We start from the raw sequence: 20,577 nt of genomic DNA, 5'->3' as shown, positions 1-20,577 counted from the left end.
GGATGACCCGCCTACGGCCGATCATCGTCTGGTTTCGCGACGATCTGCGGCTGTCGGATCACCCGGCGTTGCATGAGGCGGCGGCAAGCGGCGCGCCGGTCGTCGGCCTCTATGTGCGCGACGAAGAGAGCCGTGCATTGATGCCGCCGTCCGTACGTCGGCTCGGGGGTGCGACGCGCTGGTGGCTGGCGCAGTCGTTGCGCGCACTTGGCAAGAGCCTCACCATGGCAGGCGGATCGCTGGTGCTGCGCACCGGACCGGCCGCGTCGATGATCGCCACGGCGGCGCGCGAAATCGGCGCACGCGCCGTATTCTGGAACGACATCGCACATGCGCCGCATCGGGCCGTTGCCAGAGACGTCGAAGCCGCGCTCGCAAGTGACAGCATCGACTCGCAAATTTTCCGCGGCGATTTGCTCGTCGAACCGAAGGCGATCCGCAACAAGGACAACCGGACCTTGCGCGTGTTCACGCCGTTCTGGCGGCGCGTCCAAGGCCTCGGCGATCCTCCAAAGCCGTTGCCGGCGCCGAAGAGGCTCACATCCATCGGCGGCATCGCGAGCGACGCCCTCGATGATTGGAAGCTCGAGCCCGACAGCCCGGATTGGGCCGGCGGCTTGCGCGAGACCTGGACACCGGGTGAAGCCGCGGCGCAGGCGCGGCTGAAGCGCTTCCTCGATGAGGGGATCAGCGGTTACACCGGGGACCGCGACCGGCCCGATCGCGACGGCACCTCGCACCTGTCGCCGCATCTGCGTTTCGGCGAGATCAGCCCGCGGCAGGTCTGGCATGCGGCACGCTTCGCCGTCGCGGAAGACTCGCGCCTTGCCGGCGACATCGACAAGTTCCTCAGCGAGCTCGGCTGGCGCGAATTCTGCCGTCACCTGCTGTTCGACGTTCCCGACATGGCGGATCGGAACTTGCAGGATCAGTTCGATGCCTTTCCGTGGAAGCGCAACGCTCTTGCCTTGAAGGCATGGCAGCGCGGACTCACCGGCTATCCGATCGTCGATGCCGGCATGCGCGAGCTCTGGCACAGCGGCGTGATGCACAACCGGGTGCGCATGGTAGTCGCCTCGTTCCTCGTCAAGCACCTCTTGATCGACTGGCGCACAGGCGAACAATGGTTCTGGGATACCCTGGTCGATGCCGATGCCGGCTCCAATCCCGCCAATTGGCAATGGGTAGCGGGCTGCGGCGCCGATGCCGCGCCCTATTTCCGCGTCTTCAATCCGGTCCTGCAGGGCAAGAAATTCGATCCCGAAGGCGGCTATGTCAGGCGCTGGGTGCCGGAGCTCGCGCGCCTGCCGAACGACCTGATCCATCACCCCTGGACCGCGACGCCGATCGACCTCGCCAGCGCCGGCGTCCGGCTCGGCGAGACCTACCCGCCGCCGATCGTCGATCACAAGCAGGGCCGCGAACGCGCGCTTGCAGCTTACGCGAAAATCCGTCGCAGCGATTAAGCGCGGCGATTGACCAGCAGCACCGCGGCTGCGCAGGCGGCCATGCCGGCGATGGCGACATGATCCAGCCGCTCGTCGAACAGGATGTAGGCCATCAGCGCGGTCACCGCCGGCACCAGATAGAACAGGCTCGCGACCGAGGTCGCGGCATGGTGACGGATCAGCCAGTACAACAGCCCGATCGAGCCGATCGACAGTGCGAACACCAGCCAGGCCAGCGCCAGCACGAACTCGCCGGTCCAATGCACGACATTGGTCTCGAACACGAAGGCGCCGATGCCGAAGAAGATCGTCACCGCGATGTACTGCACCAGATTGCCGGCGCGCCAGTCGATCCGGTTGCAATAACGCCGTTGATAGAGCGTGCCCAAGGTGATGCTGATCAGCGAGACGCCGGAGGCGAGCCAGCCCCACCCCGCCTCGCCCGTCATCGGCCGGTTGTGCAGGATCAATACGACGCCGGCGAGGCCGAGCACCAGCCCGCCCCATTGCAGCGGCGTGACGCGCTCGCCCAGCCAGCGGTTGGCGATAGTCGAGGTCAGGATCGGCTGCAGGCCCGGGATCAAGGCCGACAGCCCCGCCGGTACCGAATGCGCGATCGCAATCGCGGTGCCGCCGAGATAGAAGCCGTGCACCAGGATGCCGGCGACCGCGCTGTGGAAGATGCCTGTCCGGTCCGGCCAATTCGGCCGCGCGATCGCGGCGATGACCGCCATCACCAGCACCACGAACGCCATCCGGATCGCCAGATAGGTCAGCGGCTCCGCATTGTTGATAACGTATTTGGTGCCGATGAATCCGGTGCTCCACAGCACGACAAAGATCGCCGGCGCCAGACGAGCGGCAGTTTCCTCGAAGCTCTTGTTCATTGCAGGCCGTCATTGCCTGAAGACGAGGCTGCCAGCAATCGCGAATTTTGCGTGGGGTGGCCGCGCCCGTTCCGCAAGCACATTGTCGTCCCGCGAAAGCAGGGGCGACAGTGTGGATCAGTCGCAATTCAAGATGGCCAACACGCGGTGTCATCACCCGCGCATGCGGGAGGGCGCGCGGCCCCAGCAGCTTCAGTTCGTCATCTGAGATGATACTTCCTGCCGTTGGTGTTCGGGTCGGTATTGTCGCTGGTCGAGAACATCAAGGCCGGGCCGAAGTAATTCCAGGTGTCCCGGTAGAATACGAATCGGCCGGCCCCCTTGTCGATGATCTCTTCCTGGGCACTGTTCGCAGGGCCGAGAAGCCGGTCGTCTTCGTACAATCGGGCAGTCTCGAGCGTGCCGTCCACGTATTTGACAGGGATGAGATACGCATATCCCTTGTAAAGACGGAAGGCGCCACGCAACAGGTTTCTGTCGATCGGACTCGGAGGAACCAGAAAAAGGAATGCGCTCGACGCCAAGGCAAAGAGCGTCGATCCGATCACGATACGCGTGCTGGCAGATGTCCTCAACGATACTTTTCCCTTGGCTCTTGCTTGCGAAGCTTCCCGTCTTCTGTAGCGCGCGCCTGCAGCGCAGACAACCGACCGGCCCTCGCCACGCCTTGTTGCGAGCCGGATCCGGCTCGCGATATTTCCGCATTGAACGACAATCAGATTGTCGCCGCGCGGCCGGCTGATCGGCCCAGGACGGCCATCAGCACCGTCGCGACGGCGCAGCACGCGAGCGCAACCTCCCAGCCTCCGGTCGCATCATGGGCGAATCCGGCGAGCGGCGGGCCCGCAGCGGCGAGCGAGTAGCCGCGGCACTGCGCCATGCCCGACAGCGCGGCCGCCTGGTGGCTGTGCGAGGTTCGCAGGCTGACGAATGTCAAGCCGAGGATGAAGGCTGCACCCGCCCCGAAGCCGAACAGCGCGACCCACAGCATTGCGAGCGACGGAAGCTGCCACAATCCCAGCAGCGAGACGCAGGTCGCAAGCGACACGGCGATCGCAACCCCGCGCTGGTCCTTCATGCGCCGTACCATCGGCCCGAGGATCAGGCCAGGGACCGCGGTCGCCAATTGCAGCGCACCGTGCAGCGTACCCGCAGTCGCCGCTAGGTAACCTGCCTGCACGAGGATGGCGGGCAGCCATCCGACGATGATGTAGAACACCAGCGAGGTCAGGCCGAGGAAGCCGGTCACCTGCCAGGCGAGCAGCGAGTGCCAGATGCGCCCGCGATGCGGTGACGAGGCCGGCTCGACCGTCGGGGCCGCGTGCGCCCCCAGTTGAGGTGCCCAGGCGATCAGCGCCACCAACGGAAAGATCAGCGTGCTCGCGAGCGAGAGATGCCAGTTCGATCCCGGCAATTGGGCGAGCGGGATGGCCACGACAGATGCGAGCGCCTGGGCCAATGCGGACGTGATCGCGTAAGCGCCGGTCAGGCTGGCGATGCGGGTCGGAAAGTCCCGCTTGAGCAGGCTCGGCAGCAGCACATTTCCGACGGCGATTCCGGCGCCAATGGTGGCGGTTCCGGCGAACAGCGCCCAGACCGGACCGGACGAGCGCAGCGCGATCCCAGCCGCGATGACAAGCAGCGCACCGAATAGCGACCGCTCGATGCCCCATTTGCGCCCGAGCACAGCTGCAACCGGTGAAATCGCCGCGAATGCCAGCAAGGGCAGCGTCGTCAGGATCCCGGCCTCCGCCGCGCTGATCCCGCTGGTCTCACCGATCATGCCGAGCATCGGCGCGACGCTGGTAATGGGCGCGCGGAGCGTCGAAGCGATCAGCAGGACCCCCGTCAACAACAGCCCCTGCCCGCCCAGCGTGCGCATCGGCGCAATCATCGTCATCGCATGCTCTCCTGCCCATCTGCATGCGCGAGGCTATCGACTTGGCCGCCGGACGAATTTACATATCTGTTCTATCGATCGCTAAATTCAGTCACGCGACGGGTTTCCAGCTCCGTTATGGGCTTTCAGCTTCGCTATCCTTGGCCGGACCTTGATCCGGATGACGTCGCAGCGGCGGCCATCGCCGTGCGCCTCGACGTCACTGAAAACAAAGTCGAAGCGGCCGAGCACGCGCACCGGAAGGGGCAGCTCGTCTTTGCGCTCGGCGGCGGCGTGATGTGCCGCGTTCCGAACGGGTTGTGGATGGTGCCCCCGCATTGCGGCGTCTGGCTTCCAGGCGGCACGCGCCACACCAATATCGCAACCGCCAATGCGCGGATCTTTTTCGTCTTCATCGAGCCCGGTGCCGCCGACCTGCCCGACCGCTGTTGCACATTGTCGATCTCGCCGTTGCTGCGCGAGCTGATTATCGCGCTTTCCGACCGCTTGCAGCACGACGGCGGCAGCGAGACGCTCGTTGCGCAATTGCTGCTGAGCGAATTGCCGCGCATGCCGCTGCAGCAGCTGCATCTGCCGATCTCGCCCGAGCCACGCTTGCGACGGATCGCGGCAGCGCTCGCCGACGATCCGGCCGATCGCCGCACGATGGCCGAATGGGCCGAACGCGTGGCACTGAGCGAGAGCAGTCTGGCGCGTCTCATCCTGAGAGAAACCGGCCTGACATTCGGGCGCTGGCGCCAGCAACTTCATTTGATCGTCGCATTGCGCGAGCTCTCCGCCGGCGCGAGCGTACAGCAGGTCTCGTCCGCACTCGGCTACGAGTCCGTCACAGCCTTCATCACCATGTTCAAGAAGGCGCTCGGCAAGCCACCGGCGAAATATCTCAGCGATATCATGCAAGGTAGCGGCCCGGCCTTCGCGGCTGGGGGGCGAATTTAGGAACACCGGTCAGCAACGGACGTTTTCGACATATCGGGCGAACGACAGGCGAGCCGCCTGCGCCAGGCAATGCTCGAGGATGCCAGATGCCCTACGCGCTGTTCGATCGCGACAGACAAATCGACAAGGCCTTTCCGACGGAAAAGCAAGCGTGGGAACATGCACTGGTCTCCGGGCTGGTCTTCGATGTTCCGGTCGCGGATGAGGCTCCGGGACAGGTGCTGCCGGCCGGCTATCACATGAAGCAGATTCCCGACGATGGTGAAGTCTGCGAGCCGGCGCCCGAATGGAAATTGCCGAACGAGATTTCGTGATCGGCCGATGGCAGGCGCACCGATTGCGATCGCGACGTCACACGATAAGTAACGCCGAACCAGACCACAATTCAGGATGAGCGCATGGCCGAAACCGGCAAGATTTTTCACGTTCGCTGCGTCGACAACACCTTGCAGCGGGACACCCTCTCGCTCGGGCGCGTCTACGAGGTGACAAGGGATATCGAACGTGACGGCTATTACGAGCTCAGCGGATTGGGTCGCTTCAGCCGGTCCAGATTCGAGGTCGTCGAGCCGGACGACGACCCGGGCGAAGCCCGGCGGACGTCTCGATCAAAATAGACAGGAGAGCGCAATGCCCAGAGGCGACAAGTCGAGCTACACCGACAAGCAGAAGCGGCAGGCCGAGCACATCGAGGAAGGCTACGAGCAGCGCGGCATTTCGAGCCGCGAGGCCGAGCGGCGCGCATGGGCGACCGTCAACAAGGAGACCCACGGCGGCAAGAAGAGCGGCTCCGGCCGCGGCACGCGCGAGGATCATTCGCCGTCGCGCAAGGGCGGCAAGCTCGGCGGCAAGGCGGCCGCAAAACGTCCGGCAGCGGCGCGGTCGCGCTCGGCGAAGAAGGCCGCGCGGACCCGCAAGCGCCGGGCAGCCTGATCCGCACCGGCATCATTTCACCGGCAGGAAGACAATACCGGGCGCTTTGAGGCGGCGCCTCGCAAATGCGTGATCGGGCGCCACGATTGGTTGCCTTCATTTGGGCACCTATCGGGAACAGGCTGTCGGGCCAGGAAGCAAAGGCGGCCACCGCAGGGGGTGCCTGCAATTGACGTATCGGTCCCATAGCAGCTGGCAGGACGTAGATCTGCGCAATCTCGTCAGGGTCATATCGGCCTGCACCCTCGGGCTTTGGGCATTTGCGGCCGGCCTCCTGATCGGGACCTTCCTGCTTTGATGGATCGGTGCGGCACGCGCCGCCTGCCTACCCGCCGCTCAGGTGATGCGCGGCGACGAACAGGACGAGCGCGCTAAGCACCAATGCCGATGTGGCGCCGGCAACGCTACGCGCGAGTTCAGCCTTCGAAAGATTGGATCTGGTTGCCATCGCAGCCTCCCGTTCGCGCGAGCTGAGCCGCAGCCGCTCCGGCGGCCAAGGTCGCTCATGGAGACATTCGCATTACCAGGATGAACGCATCATGAGCGAAACGAACCGCCGGTGCCTCGGTTCCAAAAATCTACCCAGTGGATCGCTTTCGGAACCCGGGCGTTGACGGCAAGCGGGCCGAGCCGCGCTGGAATGGGAATCGGAGATGCCATGGTGATCCGCTGGGGGCGGCTTCAACCGGCGATTTGGGCGACCGTCATCCTGCTCGTGATTATCACGGCAGCCGACGCCGAGGGCGGCAAGGCGAGCAAGCCATCCGAGTTCATTCTGCTCGCCCAGATCGCGCTCCTGATCACGGTCGGGCGCGGCCTCGGCGAATTGATGCAGCGGATCGGCCAGCCCTCCGTGATCGGCGAACTGCTCGGCGGCCTGTTGCTCGGACCATCGCTGTTTGGCTGGCTGTGGCCGTCGGCGCATAGCGTGATCTTTCCGCCGTCCGGCGAGCAGAAGGCGCTGATCGACGGCATAGCGCAGTTCGGCATCCTGCTCCTGTTGCTGCTGACGGGCATGGACACCGACCTCAAGCTGGTGCGCAAGGTCGGCCGCGCCGCGACCACGATCTCGGTGGCGGGCATCGCGGTGCCGTTTGTCTGCGGCTTCGTGCTCGGCGAATTCCTCCCCGACGGCCTGCTGCCGCATCCCGAAGCGCGGCTGATCGCATCGCTGTTTCTCGGCACGGCGCTGTCGATCTCCTCGGTGAAGATCGTGGCCGTCGTGGTGCGCGAGATGAACTTCATGCGCCGCAATGTCGGCCAGATCATCGTCGCCAGCGCGATCATCGACGACACCCTCGGCTGGATCATCATCGCCGTCATCTTCAGCCTCGCCTCGCGCGGCAGCCTCGACATCCTCTCGGTCGCGCAGGCGCTGTTCGGCACACTGGCGTTCCTTGCGATCAGCTTCACGATCGGCCGGCGGCTGGTGTTCCGGCTGATCCGCTGGGCCAACGACCATCTGGTCTCTTCGGCAGCGGTGATCACCGTGATCCTATTGTTGATGAGCGGGATGGCGATGATCACGCACCTGATCGGCGTGCACACCGTGCTCGGCGCCTTCACCGCCGGCGTGCTGGTCGGGGAATCCCCGATCCTGACCCGGCAGATCGACGAGCGGCTGCGCGGACTGATCTCGAGCCTGTTCATGCCGGTTTTCTTCGGGCTCGCCGGCCTCAGCGCCGACCTCACGGTGCTGAAGGACCCGTCGGTGCTGGGGCTGACCGCGGCGCTGGTCCTGATCGCGAGCATCGGCAAGTTCGGCGGCGCCTTTGTCGGCGGTGCGCTGGGCGGGCTGACCCGGCAGGAATCCTATGCGCTGGCGAGCGGCATGAATGCGCGTGGCTCGACCGAGGTGATCATCGCCACCATCGGCCTGTCGATGGGGGTGCTGAGCCAGACCATGTTCTCGATGATCGTGACCATGGCGATCCTGACCACGATGGCGATGCCGCCGATGCTGCGCAGCGCGCTGGCGCGGCTGCCGCTCGGCAAGGACGAAAAGGAGCGGTTGGAGCGCGAGGAATATGAGCAGCGCGGCTTCGTCGCCAATCTCGAGCGGCTGCTGCTCGCGGTCGACGAGAGCAGCAATGCGACATTCGCCGCGCATCTCGCCGGCCAGCTCGCCGGCGGGCGCGGTCTGCCGATCACGGTGCTGCATGTCGGCACCAATGCCAAGCTGCAAGAGAAAAACCGCGCCGATGAGGAGAGCCCCGAGGCGGCGGTCATCAGTGCGGCCAAGGCGAGCGCCGAAGCCGGTGCCGACGGCGGCGGCGGCAATGTCGACGTCATCAGCCGCGCCCGCGAGGAGACGGCGGCGGAGGCGATCGCCGAGGAAGCCAGAAAGGGCTTCGATCTGCTGGTGGTCGGCATGGACGCGGTCGCCGGCCCCGATGGCGGCTTCGACAGGCGGATCGACGACCTCACCTCCGGCTTCGACGGCCCGCTGGCGATCGCGGCCGCCAAGGGCGTGCACGAGAAGGAGCCGACGGCGAATGCGCGGAAGATCCTGGTGCCGGTCTCGGGCAGCAACGTCTCGCGGCGCGGCGCCGAGGTCGCAATCGCGCTGGCGCGCCTCTCGAGCGAGCCGCTGCAGGTGGTTTACGTCTCGACCACGCGCGACAAGGGCGCCCGCCGCACCAGCCCCAGCATGTCGCTGGCGCATGAGGAAGCGATCCTGAAGGATATCGCGGCGACCGCGGCGCGCTACGACATCAATGTGACGACGCGGCTGCGCGCCAATACCGCACCTGAGGTCGCGATCCTGCAGGAGATCGCGTCAAGCCGGGCGGACCTCGTCGTGATCGGCGTCGACCGCATCCAGGGTGACAGCCTGAATTTCGGCAGCATCGCCGCGGCCGTGCTCGGCAAGTCGAAGGCGTCCGTGCTGCTGGTGTCGGATGGCGACGTCAGGCCCAAGACTTGAAGCCGAAGACTTGAAGCCGAAGACTTCCAACAAAGACCTGAGGAAGGAGGTTCGGAGAGCGGGCGCCTACCACTCTTCCGGACAGGGGTCGACGATCTTCCAGAGATCGACCCCGTTCTTGATCTTCTTCATCTCGGTGGTGAGGCCGCCATTGCGGCGGATCCAGTCCTTTACCGTATCGGGGTAGTAGGACATCAGGTCGGAGGTGCCCTCGAGGCTGGTGACCTTGATGCCGAAGGTGAAGGCCTTGTCGTAATAGGCCTGGTGGAAGCCGATGCTGGCCCGCGGCGTGACGCAGATCTTGTTCAGCGGCACGATGCCGAACACCAGCGTGCAGGCCGAGTTGCAGATGCCGTCGATCACGACGCGCTCGCGGCGCTCGCGGATCTGCTTGTACTTGGCCTTGTACTCCTCAACATAGCCGCCATGGTCGCGCGTGATGTGCAGTACCGCCCGCGCGGGCGTCGCGGCCAGAACCGAGAGCAGCAAGGCGACAAGGGGCGTGATGCGCATGGATCGTTCGAAACCGCGGGAAAGGCCGGGCCCGGGCGGACCTGACCGCAAGACTCTGGCCGGACTGTGTTGGCAATCCGTTAAGCATCCGCAAAAAGGCAAAATTTGGCGCGCTGTGACTGATTTCCCGCAGCTTTCGGCCCCGATTCCGGGTTAAATGGTCCTTGGGACGGCCCAGAATGCCGATTCCCGTAAATGCCCGGAGGCCGTCCATGATCAAGACCAAGCTTTTCGCCGCCCTCGCTCTGGCCGTGATGGCCCTGACTCCGGCGGCCGCGGCCGACCTCACGGCCCATCCGCGCCACCACCGGCATCACCACCACGCCCATTGGGGCCTGCCCTACCACATCAGCTATCTGCACAATTACGGCCCCGGCCCGACCGCCGGCAGCTTCGCCTATTACGACGGCCCCGCGCGCAACAAGTGCTATCAGAGCGCGGCCGCCTATATCGGCCAGGACCACCGCCGGCATCCCTGCTTCTGACGGCTGCAAGGGAGAGGGCCGCCGGCACCGCCGGGTGCCGCGCTCCGTGGCTGCTGGCCCTCCCCGCCCAAGTCTGATAATCGACCCGCAACGCGCTCGTAGCTCAGCTGGATAGAGCATCGGATTTCGATTCCGAGGGTCGGGAGTTCGAATCTCTCCGAGCGCGCCATCATTTGGACACCCCGTGCCAGCGTGCTACGGCAGCCACGAAACCATTTTCATCAGCAGACGAAACCGGGCGGAAACATTTCACCGGTAGCATCTACCCAAACGATAATGGGGAAGTGTCATGATGGAAGCGACCATTGTCGCGCTGCTGCTCCTCAGCGCCGCTGTGTTTTTTGCCCACGCCTACGACGCCCTGCATACGCATTGACGGGATCGGCATCGTTCAGTCTGCGTACCGTCCACTGGGATCTGTGGGCTCGCGCGGGCCATGAACCGCGCCCTAACCCCGCCCGCCCTTCTCTCCGAACCACCGCCGGCACGCCCGGCTGAAGCTCGTCGCATCGGTGTAGCCGAGCGCGGCCGCCATCTCGTCGCGCGACTGGGTGCCTGTCGCGAGCATGATCCTCGCGCGCTCGCGCAGTACGCCATCGAGCAGCGGGCGGAAGGCGCTGCCGGTCTCGGCGAGCCGCCGCACCAGCGTTCGCCGCGAGGTGCCGACGAGGCGCGCGGCCTCCTCCTCAGCCAGGCGCTGCGGCAGGCGCGCCGCGATCAGGCGCTCAACGATCCCCGCCAGCGCCGTGGTATCGGGTTGCGGATTCTCGATCGCCTCGAGCGCTTCGATCGCCTTGGCGTGCAGTTGCGGATCGGCAAACGGCGACGGCCGCGCACCAAGCGCTTTCGGCACCTCGAAGATGAAGGCGGCGGCGTTGAACTTCACCGCGCAGGAATAATGCTCGAGCAGCCGCTCCGCGCCCGCGGGCGGCGGCCAGGGAAATTGCAGCGTCGCCTGGCCGATCGAATCCTCGAGCAGCTGGACGTACACGGCGTGCACGTTGAGGCTGACCGCCAGCGCCACGGCATGCCACAGCGCTTCGTCCATCGCGACCGCGGGAGAGATTTCAATCTGGATCCCGCGCGCGGTCTTGCGCAGCCGGTTGCGGACGAAGGGCGCGCGGGTCGATCCGAAACGCGCGCCGGTCGCCAACGCATCAGCGATGGTCGGCGCCGTCCTGGTCGCGACGTCGAGCGCGCCTTGCAGCGATGTCGACCAGACCGCCGCGGCCGACAACGGCCACAGCTCGCCATGCCGGCGGGTGATGTTGGCTGCCAGCACCACCAGCGAGGATACCGGCATGTGAGCGCCGGGCTGGTCGAGCGCCTCGAGCCGAATTCCGGTACCCTTCAGCAGTTCGTCGCGATCGCTTCGCGTCTGGCCGAAGGCCCGCACCAGCGCCCGCGCATAGACCGCGGACACCGGCGTGTGAAGGGCATCGGATTCCGATCCGTGCATGGCGTCGGCGACCTCCCCCTCGCGAACGACCGGCCGAACAGGCTTGGCGCAAACTGCCACAAAATTGGCCTATTGTGAACTGGCGGCACAGGCCCGCCTCGCGGCATGCTTGGCCCAACAACGGCGAACGCCGCCTCGCAAGAGACGCTGGAGGGAATGCGATGATCTTCACGGGCACCAATGCTGCTGGGGAAACCATCACCTACCGGGACGGCAAACGCTATCTCTGGATGCTCTCGTTCATTCCGCCGCTGATCCCGCTGTTGTCCTACTGGCTGTTCCTGCGGACGCACAATCCGCTGGTGACGCTGATCCCCTTCGTTTTCATCTTCATCCTGATCCCGCTGCTCGACGTCGTGTTCGGCGAAGACACCCACAATCCGCCGGCGGAAGTGGTCGCCGCGATGGAGGCCGATCCCTATTACCTGCGCCTCGCGCGCATCACCGTGGTGTTTCCCTGGGTCAACTACGTCGCGCTGATCGCCTTCTTCGGCACCCAGTATCTGCCGTGGTGGTCCTATGTCGCCTTGCTGCTCGGCGTCGGCACCATAAATGGCGGCGCGCTGTTGATCGGGCACGAGCTCGGCCACAAGGCTGACAGGCTCAACATCCTGTTCGGCATGCTCGCCAACTGCGCGGTCGGCTACGCGCATTTCCGCGTCGAGCACAATCGCGGCCATCACACCTGGGTCGCAACCCCCGAGGACCCCGCCAGCGCGCGCTTCGGTGAATCGATCTACGCGTTCGCAACGCGCGAACTGCCAGGCGCGTTCAAGCGCGGCTGGCGCAACGAGGCCGAACGGCTGACCCGGCGCGGCGAGCCGGTCTGGTCGGTCCACAACGAGATCCTGCAGGGCTTTGCGCTGACACTCGTCGTCGCGGCCGTCCTGATCGCGCTGTTCGGCTGGAAGGTCGCGCCGTTCATCGTTGCGCACCATTTCCTCGGCTGGTACGCGCTGACCCAGGCCAATTATGTCGAGCATTACGGGCTGCTGCGCGAGAAGCTGCCGAACGGCCGCTACCAGGCCGTCGAGCCGCGCCACTCATGGAATACCAACCACATCGTCTCGAACCTGATGACGTTCCACCTGCAACGTCACTCCGACCACCACGCCAACCCGATGCGCCCATATCAGTCATTGCGCGATTTCGACGACATCCCGCGGCTGCCGAACGGTTACACCGGCATGTTCGGGCTGGCGGCGATCCCGCCGCTCTGGTTCCGCGTGATGGATCCGAAGACATTGGCCTGGGCCGGCGGCGACAAGAGCAAGTTGAACCTCGGTGATCGGCCCGCGAGCTTGTGATCGCGGCGATTGCACGGATCCCGGTCCTACATCTACGCCGATCGCCGCTTCATGGCGCCGATGCCGAGGAAAGAGCCATTGACCGACGGATACTGGCTGGTGAATTCGAACATATCGAAGCTCGGCGCCTCGAACTGCTTCAGCGCCTTCCAGAGCAGCGTGGTATCGGGACAGACCTGGGAATGGATGTCATGATGCACGATGATGCGGGCGTGGGAACGCACCAGCAGGTGATCCTGCAGCGCGCCGCGCAGGCTGTGATCGCCGTCGATAAAGACGAAGTCCGGCTTCAGCCGGTCGACATGCGCACCGACCAGCGGCGAGGTTGAAAAATCCTGCAAGTCGGTTCGATAGCGGCCTGCTGCCGCAGCAGATCGAAATAGGCCGAGATAAACGGCGTCGGCGCGATCGGATCGAGTGCAATCACGGTCTTGAGGTCGGCGCCGCTGTTTCTGAGCCATTCCGTAACCAGGATGAACATGCCGCCCCAGCGGCAGCCGATTTCCATGTACGAGGAGACGCCGGACGCATTGCGCGCAAGCCAGGCGAGCCGCTTCGGCGCAGTGCGTCGAACGCGCAGGCAGCTCCGCTCTCACCCGCTCGGAATCTTCCGCCGCACCGCCTCCACGCCGGCATCGGTCACGTTGTATCTGCGACCCATCTCCGGGACGATCCAGCCCTTCTCGATCATTCCCGCAATGGTGCTCGGGCCGACGCCCGCGGGAAACGGACGGCGGTTGCGGATCGCGTCGATCGCGACCCGCTCGAGATGAGTGGCGACATGCGAGGGGCGCGCGCGAAATGCCTTTGCCATGATCAGGACCGACAGGACCTCGGCGCGCCGGCGCACGGCCGAAGCGCTGCGGGTCAGTTCGTTGCTGATCTCGAGAGCGTTCTTGCCGGCCCTGGCGAGTTCTCTGAGTTTCTCGTCCTCGTCAGGGCTCCAGCGTCGCACGATCCCCATCTGCCCCTCACCGCCTGGATACCCATCTCAAACCGATGCATACGCAGGCGGCGCTGATTTGCCATGTGACTTTCGCCACCTCTTGATGCGACGACGGGGCTGTCGCCGTCAGGACGGTCGATCGCGGGTACCGCCCGATGCAGCACAAAGAGCATGATCCGATTGAATCGGATCATGCTCTCAATCCCCTTGCTTGGTGGTCGCTTGGTGGCGTTTTGCTTGCGCGAAACGGTATCCACTTCGCGCGAGAACGCTTCAGTGCTTGCTGGGTTCAAGCGCGATGAGCACGCCGGTCGGCTCGGGCTCGTGCGGCCGAAGCGATGTCAGCTCCGGATCGCTCCACTCGGCGAGACTGACGACTTCGCCGGTCTGCCCCGGCATGTCGGAGGTCTGGGCCGGTTCAAGCACCTTGAGCCCGCTGGTGTCGACGAAGAATGTGTGCTCACCGAACACGCTGTTCAGTTGCGCCACGGCCGGGTGATCGTCCGGAAGCACCTGGGCATTCAGTTGCGTCATGGTCTGCTTGACTTGCGTGGAATTGAGTTTCATCCGCTGCTCCTTCTCGTTGGTTCCGGCCGCGATGGTTTCCTTGACAGGTTTCCTTGACAAGTTTCCTTGGCTGGTTCCTCCCCGCCCGCACCCCGCATCGGGGGCTTCAAGGTCTCGAACCAATCAGGCAACGAAACGTTCCGCACGCGCGACGCATTGACCGCCTGCGCTCAGGTTCCCCGCGGATCGGATGTGAAGTGCGACTCTGAAGTCACGCCCACCGCTACGAGACGGAAGACTTCTTCCTTGCGAGCCCTTCCAGATGCACGCGGCGCGCGGCGCATTTGCGCACGCGCTCCTTGGTGCGGCAGGCCCGGCAGCGCACCGCCGTGGTGAACACATCGCCCTTGGCGGTCTCGAACCACCATTTCTGCTGCAAAGGCGTCCAGACCTCGGCAACGCCGCAGTCCTTGCAGACGAAGGGCTCCGGTCGATAGGTTCCGCGCAGGACGAAATCGGGAGTCGAATAGCTGTTCGATGGCGCGAGCCGCGTCGTATCCACGGCAACCTCGTCGCGCGCCAGCGCGATCTTGTAGTCGCGGAGACGTTGCCGTTCAGCGGCGCGTTGCGTCTGGATGCGACGCCATTCCTCCGCCTTGCGCCGCCTGGCTTCGATCTCTCCGTGCGTCTGCTTGCTGCGTTTCACGACGGCACATCCGTTTGGGTTGAATGCCTTCGGCGCATCGACGAATTAAATACCGGGCAGCACGACCTCGTCGATGATGACGTCATTGACGCGCTGCTGTTCTGCCGCCAGCTTGTCATAATTGCCGCAACATTGCGCGACCACAAGATCGCGTGCGGGGAGCACATAGCGGCGTTGGCCGCATGTGGATCAGCGCGTCGAGCACGAGGACAAGAACCGGGCGCTGCTCGTCGTTGACCAGCTCCGTCTTGAAGATCACGACGGCGTCGCGCCGCTCAGGTCTGATGGTGATCTTCTGGATCAGGGATTGGCCCGTGAGCGTCGATCCCGGGCGAACCGGGCTCGGCAGGCGAATCTCGAAGCTCCGCCCGACGATCCCCGCCACCCTGGTCCAGATCGCCTCCACGACGAGCCGCTGATAGATCGCAATGGTGTTGAAGCCGCTTGCGATCAGGCCGCCAAACGGGCCTGCCGCAGCCGCGACGGGATCGATATGGATCGGCACCGGATCATATTTCCCGGCGAACTCCAGGATCTCGGCCTCGCCGATCGTGTAGCTGCCAAGCTCGAACGTCTGGCCCTCGGTGAGATCTTCCGCATACAGCATCGCGCGCCTCCATCTGTCGCGCGATGCTAGACGAATGGTGCGGGCTTTCCATTACCCCGGACGTCATGAAGCTTCGCGCGATACGCGAGCAACACCCGCCGCGCGCATATCGCCGCAGGCATCCCGCGCTATTGCAGCCGGGCCGCCCTCGCCTTTGCGGCCTTCACCGTGTTCTCCATCAGGCAGGCGATCGTCATCGGGCCGACGCCGCGCGGCACCGGCGTGATCGCGCCGGCGACCTGCACCGCCTCGTCGAACGAGACGTCGCCGCTCACCGCATAGCCGCCGTCCGGCTTCTCGACGCGCGTGGTGCCGACATCGATGACGATGGCCTGCGGCTTGATCCAGTCGCCTCGCACGAGGCCGGCCTTGCCCACCGCGCTGACCAGGATGTCGGCGTCGCGGCAGATCCTGCTGATGCCGCGGGTGTGGATATGGGTCTGGGTCACGGTCGCGTGCTCCCGCAGCAGCAGCGCGGCCATCGGCTTGCCGACGATGTTGGAGCTGCCGATCACCACGGCATGCGCGCCGGTGAGGTCTGACAGGGTCGATTTGATCAGCCGGAGACAGCCGAGCGGCGTGCACGGCACCAGCGCATCGTCGCCGTGAAACAGCCGGCCGGCGTTCAGGGCGTGCAGGCCGTCGACATCCTTGGCGGGATCGACCGCCGCCATCACGCGCAAGGCGTCGATATGCGCCGGCAACGGCAGCTGCACGAGGATGCCGTCGATATCGTCGCGCGCATTGAGCGTCTCCACTCTGGCAAGCAGATCGGCCTCGCTGGCATCATCCGGCAGGCGTGCGACCTCGCCGCGCAGGCCGAGCCGTTCGGCCATCCTGATCTTGCTCTGCACATAGATCTGGCTCGCCGGGTCGCAGCCGACCAGCACGACCGCAAGCCCCGGCGCGCGAGGCAGCCGGTCGAGTTCGCCAGCAATCTTGTCGATGACAATTTGGGCATGTGCATGCCCATCGAGAATGTTCGCCGTCATGGCACCTCCGTTTCGAAGCGGTGCCCAGGCGCGCGGCGTTCAGTCTCTGCGCTCCCCGATGGTGGTCCATCCAAGCGCCAGTCGCGCAGATGGCGTGGTCATAGCCGCCCGGCCCCGCAAAGGCAATCACGCTCTCCCCCGCGGTCGAGCGGCGACGAATTACCCTCGCTTTTGCCGGTGGATCGGTGCCGGGCAGGTCACGTCTGGGGGTAGGATTCGGGCAAGACTTGCGTTAAGTCTCGGCGCTTGCCGGGCTTTTCCGATCCCCGGCGCCATCCCTTCCGGTCATCACGCCATTTCGGACATTTTCGACATGAAGCATATCATCCTCGCGCTGGCGCTCTTCTGCCCGGCTGCCGCGCTTGCCCAAGGCACCACGCCGGCCCCCGCCGACGCCGACAAGCCGGCGGCGACCTCGCAGCCGATGGTCGGCGACAAGCCGCTGGTCCAGGTCGGCAAGAAGTCGGCCGCCAAGAAGGGCGAGAAGCCTGCCGCGCCCGCCAAGCCGCAATCGGTCGCCCAGAAGCTTCAGGCCTGTCAGGACATCGACGACGCCACCAAGGAACGGCTGATCTGCTACGACGAGATCTTCAAGCCGCAGCCGAAGCCGAAGGCCGTCCCGGCCAAGGGCGTCAACGACTGCCGCTTCGTGAAGGAAGAGGACGAGCGGCTGACCTGCTATAACGGCTTCGCGGACAAGATTCCGCGCCTGCCGCGCTAAAGGTAGCGGGCGGCGCTCGGACGCCGTCGCGGATCCGGCCCCCCGCCCGATCGCGGACATGAAAATGCCGCCGCAAGTGCTTGCGGCGGCGGATCGATTGCCGGCTGCGGGCGGCCTTTCTTACCAGGTGCCGAAGCCACCGAAGAAGCCCATGCGCGGCTGCTGCTGCGCGACGCGGTAGGGCTGATACATGCCGGGCTGTGCCAGACGCATCGGCTGCTGGGGATGGGCATGGTAGCGCGCGACCTTGCGCTTCTTCGGCGCCTGAGGCTGGGCCTGCGCGGGCTGCTCGGCCGGCTTTGCCTCGGCCGCGACCTTCTGCGCGTCAGCCTTCTCCGGCGGAATGAACTGGGCGAACGTATTGCGGACGCGGGCTTGCGCCGACGCGTCGCCCGTAGCCGACGGCACCGCCGCGGCAACCGCGTTGACCTGCGCCGGAACAATGGTCGGCAAATTGGTGTCGTAGACCACCCGCTCGGGCAATTTCTGGATCGACTTGATGCGCACCATGGTCTTGTCGACGCCCGGCGACGACAGGCCCTGGTTCTGGCCGCCAACCACGGCCTCCTGCGGCACGATGACATTGACGACGAAGAGCAGCGCGAGCAGCACGCCACCAACGAACAAGAAGTAACGCGCCACAGGCATTTTGGTAGCTCCCCCCGCGCAGCGGGCGCGGTTCATCTCGGCGCGACGACGCAAGTCATCGCGCGGGCGATTTCATCGTCTGCGCATGATCACCCGGACGCTGTCCGCGCTCCCGGGTCGTTCATTAACGGCTGCTTTATTAGTTAGTTCCTGTCCGGCCGTTACGGTTCACCCGACAAGTCAATTCGCGGTCACTTTTTCGAGATGCTGGGAATTAGAGGCGGCTCGCCGTCACGACCGAACATTTCGCCTTGTTTGCGTTCACATTGACGAACCCGACCAACATCCGCGAATAGGTCTTGCGACTTTTCATGGCGATGGTGTCGGAGATCAGCCGCTTGCGCTCGGTCAGCGGCCGACCGTCCCGGCGAATGAAGGCGCAGGCGATCTCGATGTCCTTGACCGCGAAATCGTTGGCATTGCGCAGCGTCAGGGTGACGAGCGCCTTCGAACCCAACCCGCCGCGCCGCCACGATTGTGAGGCGATCCGCAGCTTGTCCAGCGGTAACCTTTCAGCGCCAGGCCCGGACGGCTTGGCCTCCTCTGCCCCCTGTGGGGCGGTGGCCATGCCGACGGTGGTCGGCTCGTCCGCCGGTGCGGCCAGCGCATCCCTTGCGGCCTGATTTGTGATTTGGGCGGGTTGCGCGCCGGTCGAGACATTCTGCGCGGTGCGGACCATGGAGGAAGACACCGGCCAGACATCCTGGTCTCCGGCGTCGCTCGGCTCGGGGAGCATGAACCAGGCGGCGATCCCGGCGAGCGCGATCAGCGGCAGTAGCAGGCTGGCGTAGAAGCCCCCCTCACCGAGACGTCCGGCGGCCAATCTCCGAAACGACGCCAAGCCGATCCGCATCGTCGTGCCCTCACCCGGGCGGCCTGATCGGGACCGCCCCACACAGAGAGGAAGCCGCACCGTGCGACTTCCGGGTCGGCCGCAGGTCGAGCGGCCACGCGAAGACAATCGCTGATGGCCGCAATGGTTTCATTCCGGGACGGCAATCTTGCGGCCGGCAGCACGGAGGGATGGTCTCACGGCCGGCCGCTCGCTAAGTTCGCGCCGGCCGAGAGCGCGTGCCGCGCGCCGAAGCGGCGCTAGAACAACAAGGAGATCGCAATGCCTGTCGTCACCTGGGACCACGTCCACCTGCGCAGTCCCGATCCCGAGGCCACCGCGACCTGGCTGCGCGACATTCTCGGCGGCGAGATCATCCGCGGCCCCGGCCGCATCGACGTCCAGCTCGGCGGCGCCAAGGTGTTCATTGCCGAGGTGACCCAGGGCGACGGCGTCAACGCCGCGCCGGTGACGCCCTATCTGGGGCTCGATCATTTCGGGCTCACGGTGAAGGACATCGACGCGGTTGTGGCCGAGATCAAGGCCAAGGGCGTCGAATTCACCAAGGAGCCGACCACGATCCGTCCCGGCGTGCGGATCTGCTTCATCCGCGGCCCGCAGGGCATCTCGATCGAGCTGCTCGAGCGCGACCGGAAATACGTGTGAGCCACGCGTGCGGCGCTACGTCATGCTGCCGGGCATGAAGCAGCGGATCGTCACGCCCATGTAGCTCGGAATCGGCCAGACCATGGCGCGACCGACCCGGTTGGGCTCGGTGACCACGGCCTCGTCGGGGACATCGATCCACGCCCCGTCGAGGCGCACACGATAGTGCCCGTCCTTGGATTCCCAGTCGACATCGCTGACCGCTGTGCCGTCGGCATCCGAACAGCACGGCCCTTTGCCGCTGCGCAGGCCGTCGAACCATTCCTTCAGCGGCGAATTGGCGTAGCGGCCGTCGGGATCGCGCGCTTGCGCGATTCGCACGGCCGCGACGAGCACCAGCGTTATCAACCCGAGGAATACGATCACGTGGCCCGCATGACGGGCCGAAGTTCCATTGAGTCTGCGAGGGCGTGCCCAATGGCCGCCGGATTCAGTCCAGTCAGACATGTGTTTGCTCCAGCACTCACCGGCCAGTGCAACCAGAGCTATGCATTTCGCGGGCCACTTTGATTCGCGCGTACGGTCCGCTGTCATCGCGCCGTCACACTGCCTGGCAGGAACCGAGGGTGTCACCCGAACGCGGAACACCCGGGAATCAACCTGCCGCATTGCACGAGGTTGCTCGCTTTGGCATAAAAAACCAACTGGCTTGCCGTGGGCGCGGCGGCCAGCAATCGGGACATCATGAAGAACGGACTTTACTCAATTCACGTCACCCTGCTGGACGGTCGCGTCGGTAAGGGCAGCGGCGTCATTCTCTTCCGCGACGGCCAGATTCTGGGCGGCGACGCCTATCTCTACTACACCGGCAGCTACACGGTGAAGGGCGATGCGTTCAAGGGCGAGGTCCTTGTGCAACGCCACACCACGCCGCGCGACACCGACAACCCGCTGTTCGGCGGGCCCGCGCCCGTCGGCATCGGCGTCTCCGGCACCTTCACCGATACCCGCGGCACCATGAGTGGCACCGCACTGGTCGGCAAGGCGAGCCTGATCTTCGGCGCCACGCTGCACAAGCTCGCGGATATCAATTAGCGATTGGAAACTCGCTGCTAGACCCGTCACCCCCGCGCAAAGGCTTTGCCTTTGTCGCTGGAGGAGCGCGCCCTTGCGCGTGTCTCGAAGGGTCGACGGCCACCAGCCGGGCCGAGCATC

At 65.3% G+C, this 20,577-nt stretch carries 27 protein-coding genes, 1 tRNA gene and 1 riboswitch; of the genes, 12 read left to right on the top strand and 16 right to left on the bottom strand.

Annotation, left to right across the window (positions count from 1 at the left end; genetic code table 11):
* Positions 1-2 precede the first annotated feature (2 nt).
* Positions 3-1,466 (top strand): cryptochrome/photolyase family protein, encoded by a 1,464-nt coding sequence (locus E2I15_RS04160; protein WP_137483085.1) that lies wholly within the window; start codon positions 3-5, stop codon positions 1,464-1,466.
* Here the strand turns inward: E2I15_RS04160 and E2I15_RS04155 are convergent.
* The 3 genes from E2I15_RS04155 to E2I15_RS04145 form a co-directional block, all read right to left on the bottom strand.
* Complete coding sequence (locus E2I15_RS04155; protein ID WP_137483086.1) at positions 1,463-2,335, bottom strand: DMT family transporter; 873 nt, start codon at positions 2,333-2,335, stop codon at positions 1,463-1,465. The genes E2I15_RS04160 and E2I15_RS04155 overlap by 4 nt on opposite strands.
* A gap of 200 nt (positions 2,336-2,535) precedes the next feature.
* Complete coding sequence (locus E2I15_RS04150) at positions 2,536-2,910, bottom strand: hypothetical protein (protein WP_155262203.1); 375 nt, start codon at positions 2,908-2,910, stop codon at positions 2,536-2,538.
* Between the two features lie 140 nt (positions 2,911-3,050).
* On the bottom strand, positions 3,051-4,235 hold the full coding sequence (locus E2I15_RS04145) for an MFS transporter (protein WP_137483087.1): 1,185 nt from the start codon (positions 4,233-4,235) through the stop codon (positions 3,051-3,053).
* Positions 4,236-4,352: 117 nt separating this feature from the next.
* Between E2I15_RS04145 and E2I15_RS04140 the strand changes: the two genes are divergently transcribed.
* From E2I15_RS04140 to E2I15_RS04125, 4 genes are all read left to right on the top strand, one after another.
* Complete coding sequence (locus E2I15_RS04140) at positions 4,353-5,174, top strand: AraC family transcriptional regulator (protein ID WP_137483088.1); 822 nt, start codon at positions 4,353-4,355, stop codon at positions 5,172-5,174.
* A gap of 86 nt (positions 5,175-5,260) precedes the next feature.
* Entirely contained in the window at positions 5,261-5,488 is a 228-nt protein-coding gene (locus E2I15_RS04135; protein WP_016844441.1) for a hypothetical protein, read from the top strand.
* A gap of 84 nt (positions 5,489-5,572) precedes the next feature.
* Positions 5,573-5,791 carry a hypothetical protein gene (locus tag E2I15_RS04130; RefSeq protein ID WP_016844440.1) on the top strand — a complete coding sequence of 73 codons (219 nt, stop codon included), beginning with the start codon at positions 5,573-5,575 and terminating at the stop codon, positions 5,789-5,791.
* 13 nt (positions 5,792-5,804) lie between these two features.
* On the top strand, positions 5,805-6,107 hold the full coding sequence (locus E2I15_RS04125; RefSeq protein WP_137483089.1) for a plasmid stabilization protein: 303 nt from the start codon (positions 5,805-5,807) through the stop codon (positions 6,105-6,107).
* Between the two features lie 325 nt (positions 6,108-6,432).
* Here the strand turns inward: E2I15_RS04125 and E2I15_RS39520 are convergent, their stop codons facing one another.
* Positions 6,433-6,555: a hypothetical protein gene (locus E2I15_RS39520; protein ID WP_256438759.1), complete on the bottom strand. Its 123-nt coding sequence runs from the start codon at positions 6,553-6,555 to the stop codon at positions 6,433-6,435.
* A 210-nt stretch (positions 6,556-6,765) separates the two neighbouring features.
* Here E2I15_RS39520 and E2I15_RS04120 point away from each other — a divergent pair, with 210 nt between their 5' ends.
* On the top strand, positions 6,766-9,033 hold the full coding sequence (locus tag E2I15_RS04120) for a cation:proton antiporter domain-containing protein (protein WP_246668389.1): 2,268 nt from the start codon (positions 6,766-6,768) through the stop codon (positions 9,031-9,033).
* Positions 9,034-9,099: 66 nt separating this feature from the next.
* Here the strand turns inward: E2I15_RS04120 and E2I15_RS04115 are convergent, their stop codons facing one another.
* Positions 9,100-9,546, bottom strand: a complete 447-nt coding sequence (locus E2I15_RS04115) for a hypothetical protein (protein WP_018272072.1) — start codon at positions 9,544-9,546, stop codon at positions 9,100-9,102.
* Positions 9,547-9,758: 212 nt separating this feature from the next.
* On the opposite strand from E2I15_RS04115, the gene E2I15_RS04110 reads away from it, so the two are divergent.
* A complete protein-coding gene (locus E2I15_RS04110) occupies positions 9,759-10,031 on the top strand; it encodes a hypothetical protein (protein ID WP_137483091.1) in 273 nt (90 codons plus the stop codon).
* Between the two features lie 92 nt (positions 10,032-10,123).
* A tRNA-Arg gene (locus E2I15_RS04105) sits at positions 10,124-10,200 on the top strand.
* A 279-nt stretch (positions 10,201-10,479) separates the two neighbouring features.
* Here the strand turns inward: E2I15_RS04105 and E2I15_RS04100 are convergent.
* Positions 10,480-11,490: a helix-turn-helix domain-containing protein gene (locus tag E2I15_RS04100; RefSeq protein WP_137483092.1), complete on the bottom strand. Its 1,011-nt coding sequence runs from the start codon at positions 11,488-11,490 to the stop codon at positions 10,480-10,482.
* 161 nt (positions 11,491-11,651) lie between these two features.
* Between E2I15_RS04100 and E2I15_RS04095 the strand changes: the two genes are divergently transcribed.
* Positions 11,652-12,797, top strand: a complete 1,146-nt coding sequence (locus E2I15_RS04095; protein ID WP_137483093.1) for an alkane 1-monooxygenase — start codon at positions 11,652-11,654, stop codon at positions 12,795-12,797.
* Positions 12,798-12,829: 32 nt separating this feature from the next.
* Here the strand turns inward: E2I15_RS04095 and E2I15_RS04090 are convergent, their stop codons facing one another.
* The 7 genes from E2I15_RS04090 to E2I15_RS04060 all read right to left on the bottom strand — a co-directional run bounded on the left by E2I15_RS04090 (position 12,830) and on the right by E2I15_RS04060 (position 16,555).
* Positions 12,830-13,138 (bottom strand): class I SAM-dependent methyltransferase, encoded by a 309-nt coding sequence (locus tag E2I15_RS04090; protein WP_137483094.1) that lies wholly within the window; start codon positions 13,136-13,138, stop codon positions 12,830-12,832.
* Entirely contained in the window at positions 13,087-13,305 is a 219-nt protein-coding gene (locus E2I15_RS04085) for a hypothetical protein (RefSeq protein WP_155262202.1), read from the bottom strand. The genes E2I15_RS04090 and E2I15_RS04085 overlap by 52 nt, the downstream gene beginning before the upstream one ends.
* Before the next feature lie 84 nt (positions 13,306-13,389).
* On the bottom strand, positions 13,390-13,761 hold the full coding sequence (locus E2I15_RS04080) for an SANT/Myb-like DNA-binding domain-containing protein (RefSeq protein ID WP_016846479.1): 372 nt from the start codon (positions 13,759-13,761) through the stop codon (positions 13,390-13,392).
* A gap of 255 nt (positions 13,762-14,016) precedes the next feature.
* Positions 14,017-14,310: a hypothetical protein gene (locus E2I15_RS04075; protein ID WP_016846480.1), complete on the bottom strand. Its 294-nt coding sequence runs from the start codon at positions 14,308-14,310 to the stop codon at positions 14,017-14,019.
* Positions 14,311-14,533: 223 nt separating this feature from the next.
* Positions 14,534-14,956, bottom strand: a complete 423-nt coding sequence (locus tag E2I15_RS39685; protein WP_210241914.1) for a zinc-ribbon domain containing protein — start codon at positions 14,954-14,956, stop codon at positions 14,534-14,536.
* Positions 14,957-15,071: 115 nt separating this feature from the next.
* On the bottom strand, positions 15,072-15,563 hold the full coding sequence (locus E2I15_RS04065; RefSeq protein ID WP_137483095.1) for a MaoC/PaaZ C-terminal domain-containing protein: 492 nt from the start codon (positions 15,561-15,563) through the stop codon (positions 15,072-15,074).
* 128 nt (positions 15,564-15,691) lie between these two features.
* Complete coding sequence (locus tag E2I15_RS04060; protein WP_137483096.1) at positions 15,692-16,555, bottom strand: bifunctional 5,10-methylenetetrahydrofolate dehydrogenase/5,10-methenyltetrahydrofolate cyclohydrolase; 864 nt, start codon at positions 16,553-16,555, stop codon at positions 15,692-15,694.
* Between the two features lie 15 nt (positions 16,556-16,570).
* Positions 16,571-16,650, bottom strand: a riboswitch (ZMP/ZTP riboswitch).
* 218 nt (positions 16,651-16,868) lie between these two features.
* On the opposite strand from E2I15_RS04060, the gene E2I15_RS04055 reads away from it, so the two are divergent.
* The gene (locus E2I15_RS04055) at positions 16,869-17,276 is read left to right on the top strand and encodes a hypothetical protein (protein ID WP_137483097.1); all 408 of its coding nucleotides are present in this window, start codon (positions 16,869-16,871) and stop codon (positions 17,274-17,276) included.
* Between the two features lie 120 nt (positions 17,277-17,396).
* On the opposite strand, the gene E2I15_RS04050 is transcribed toward E2I15_RS04055, so the two are convergent.
* Both E2I15_RS04050 and E2I15_RS39120 read right to left on the bottom strand, forming a co-directional pair.
* The gene (locus E2I15_RS04050; RefSeq protein ID WP_137483098.1) at positions 17,397-17,924 is read right to left on the bottom strand and encodes a hypothetical protein; all 528 of its coding nucleotides are present in this window, start codon (positions 17,922-17,924) and stop codon (positions 17,397-17,399) included.
* A gap of 214 nt (positions 17,925-18,138) precedes the next feature.
* Entirely contained in the window at positions 18,139-18,747 is a 609-nt protein-coding gene (locus E2I15_RS39120) for a hypothetical protein (protein WP_246668390.1), read from the bottom strand.
* A 291-nt stretch (positions 18,748-19,038) separates the two neighbouring features.
* Here E2I15_RS39120 and E2I15_RS04040 point away from each other — a divergent pair, with 291 nt between their 5' ends.
* Positions 19,039-19,422, top strand: a complete 384-nt coding sequence (locus tag E2I15_RS04040) for a VOC family protein (RefSeq protein WP_137483099.1) — start codon at positions 19,039-19,041, stop codon at positions 19,420-19,422.
* A gap of 15 nt (positions 19,423-19,437) precedes the next feature.
* Here the strand turns inward: E2I15_RS04040 and E2I15_RS04035 are convergent, their stop codons facing one another.
* A complete protein-coding gene (locus E2I15_RS04035) occupies positions 19,438-19,869 on the bottom strand; it encodes a hypothetical protein (protein WP_246668391.1) in 432 nt (143 codons plus the stop codon).
* A gap of 237 nt (positions 19,870-20,106) precedes the next feature.
* Here E2I15_RS04035 and E2I15_RS04030 point away from each other — a divergent pair, with 237 nt between their 5' ends.
* Positions 20,107-20,457, top strand: coding sequence for a GrlR family regulatory protein (locus E2I15_RS04030; RefSeq protein ID WP_026192881.1), 351 nt, complete (start codon positions 20,107-20,109; stop codon positions 20,455-20,457).
* Positions 20,458-20,577 lie beyond the last annotated feature (120 nt).

Source organism: Bradyrhizobium sp. BR2003 (assembly GCF_009720285.1).
Taxonomy (GTDB): Bacteria; Pseudomonadota; Alphaproteobacteria; order Rhizobiales; family Xanthobacteraceae; genus Bradyrhizobium; species Bradyrhizobium elkanii.
Note: the sequence above shows the minus strand (reverse complement) of the source record. Positions and strands in the feature narration are given on the sequence as shown.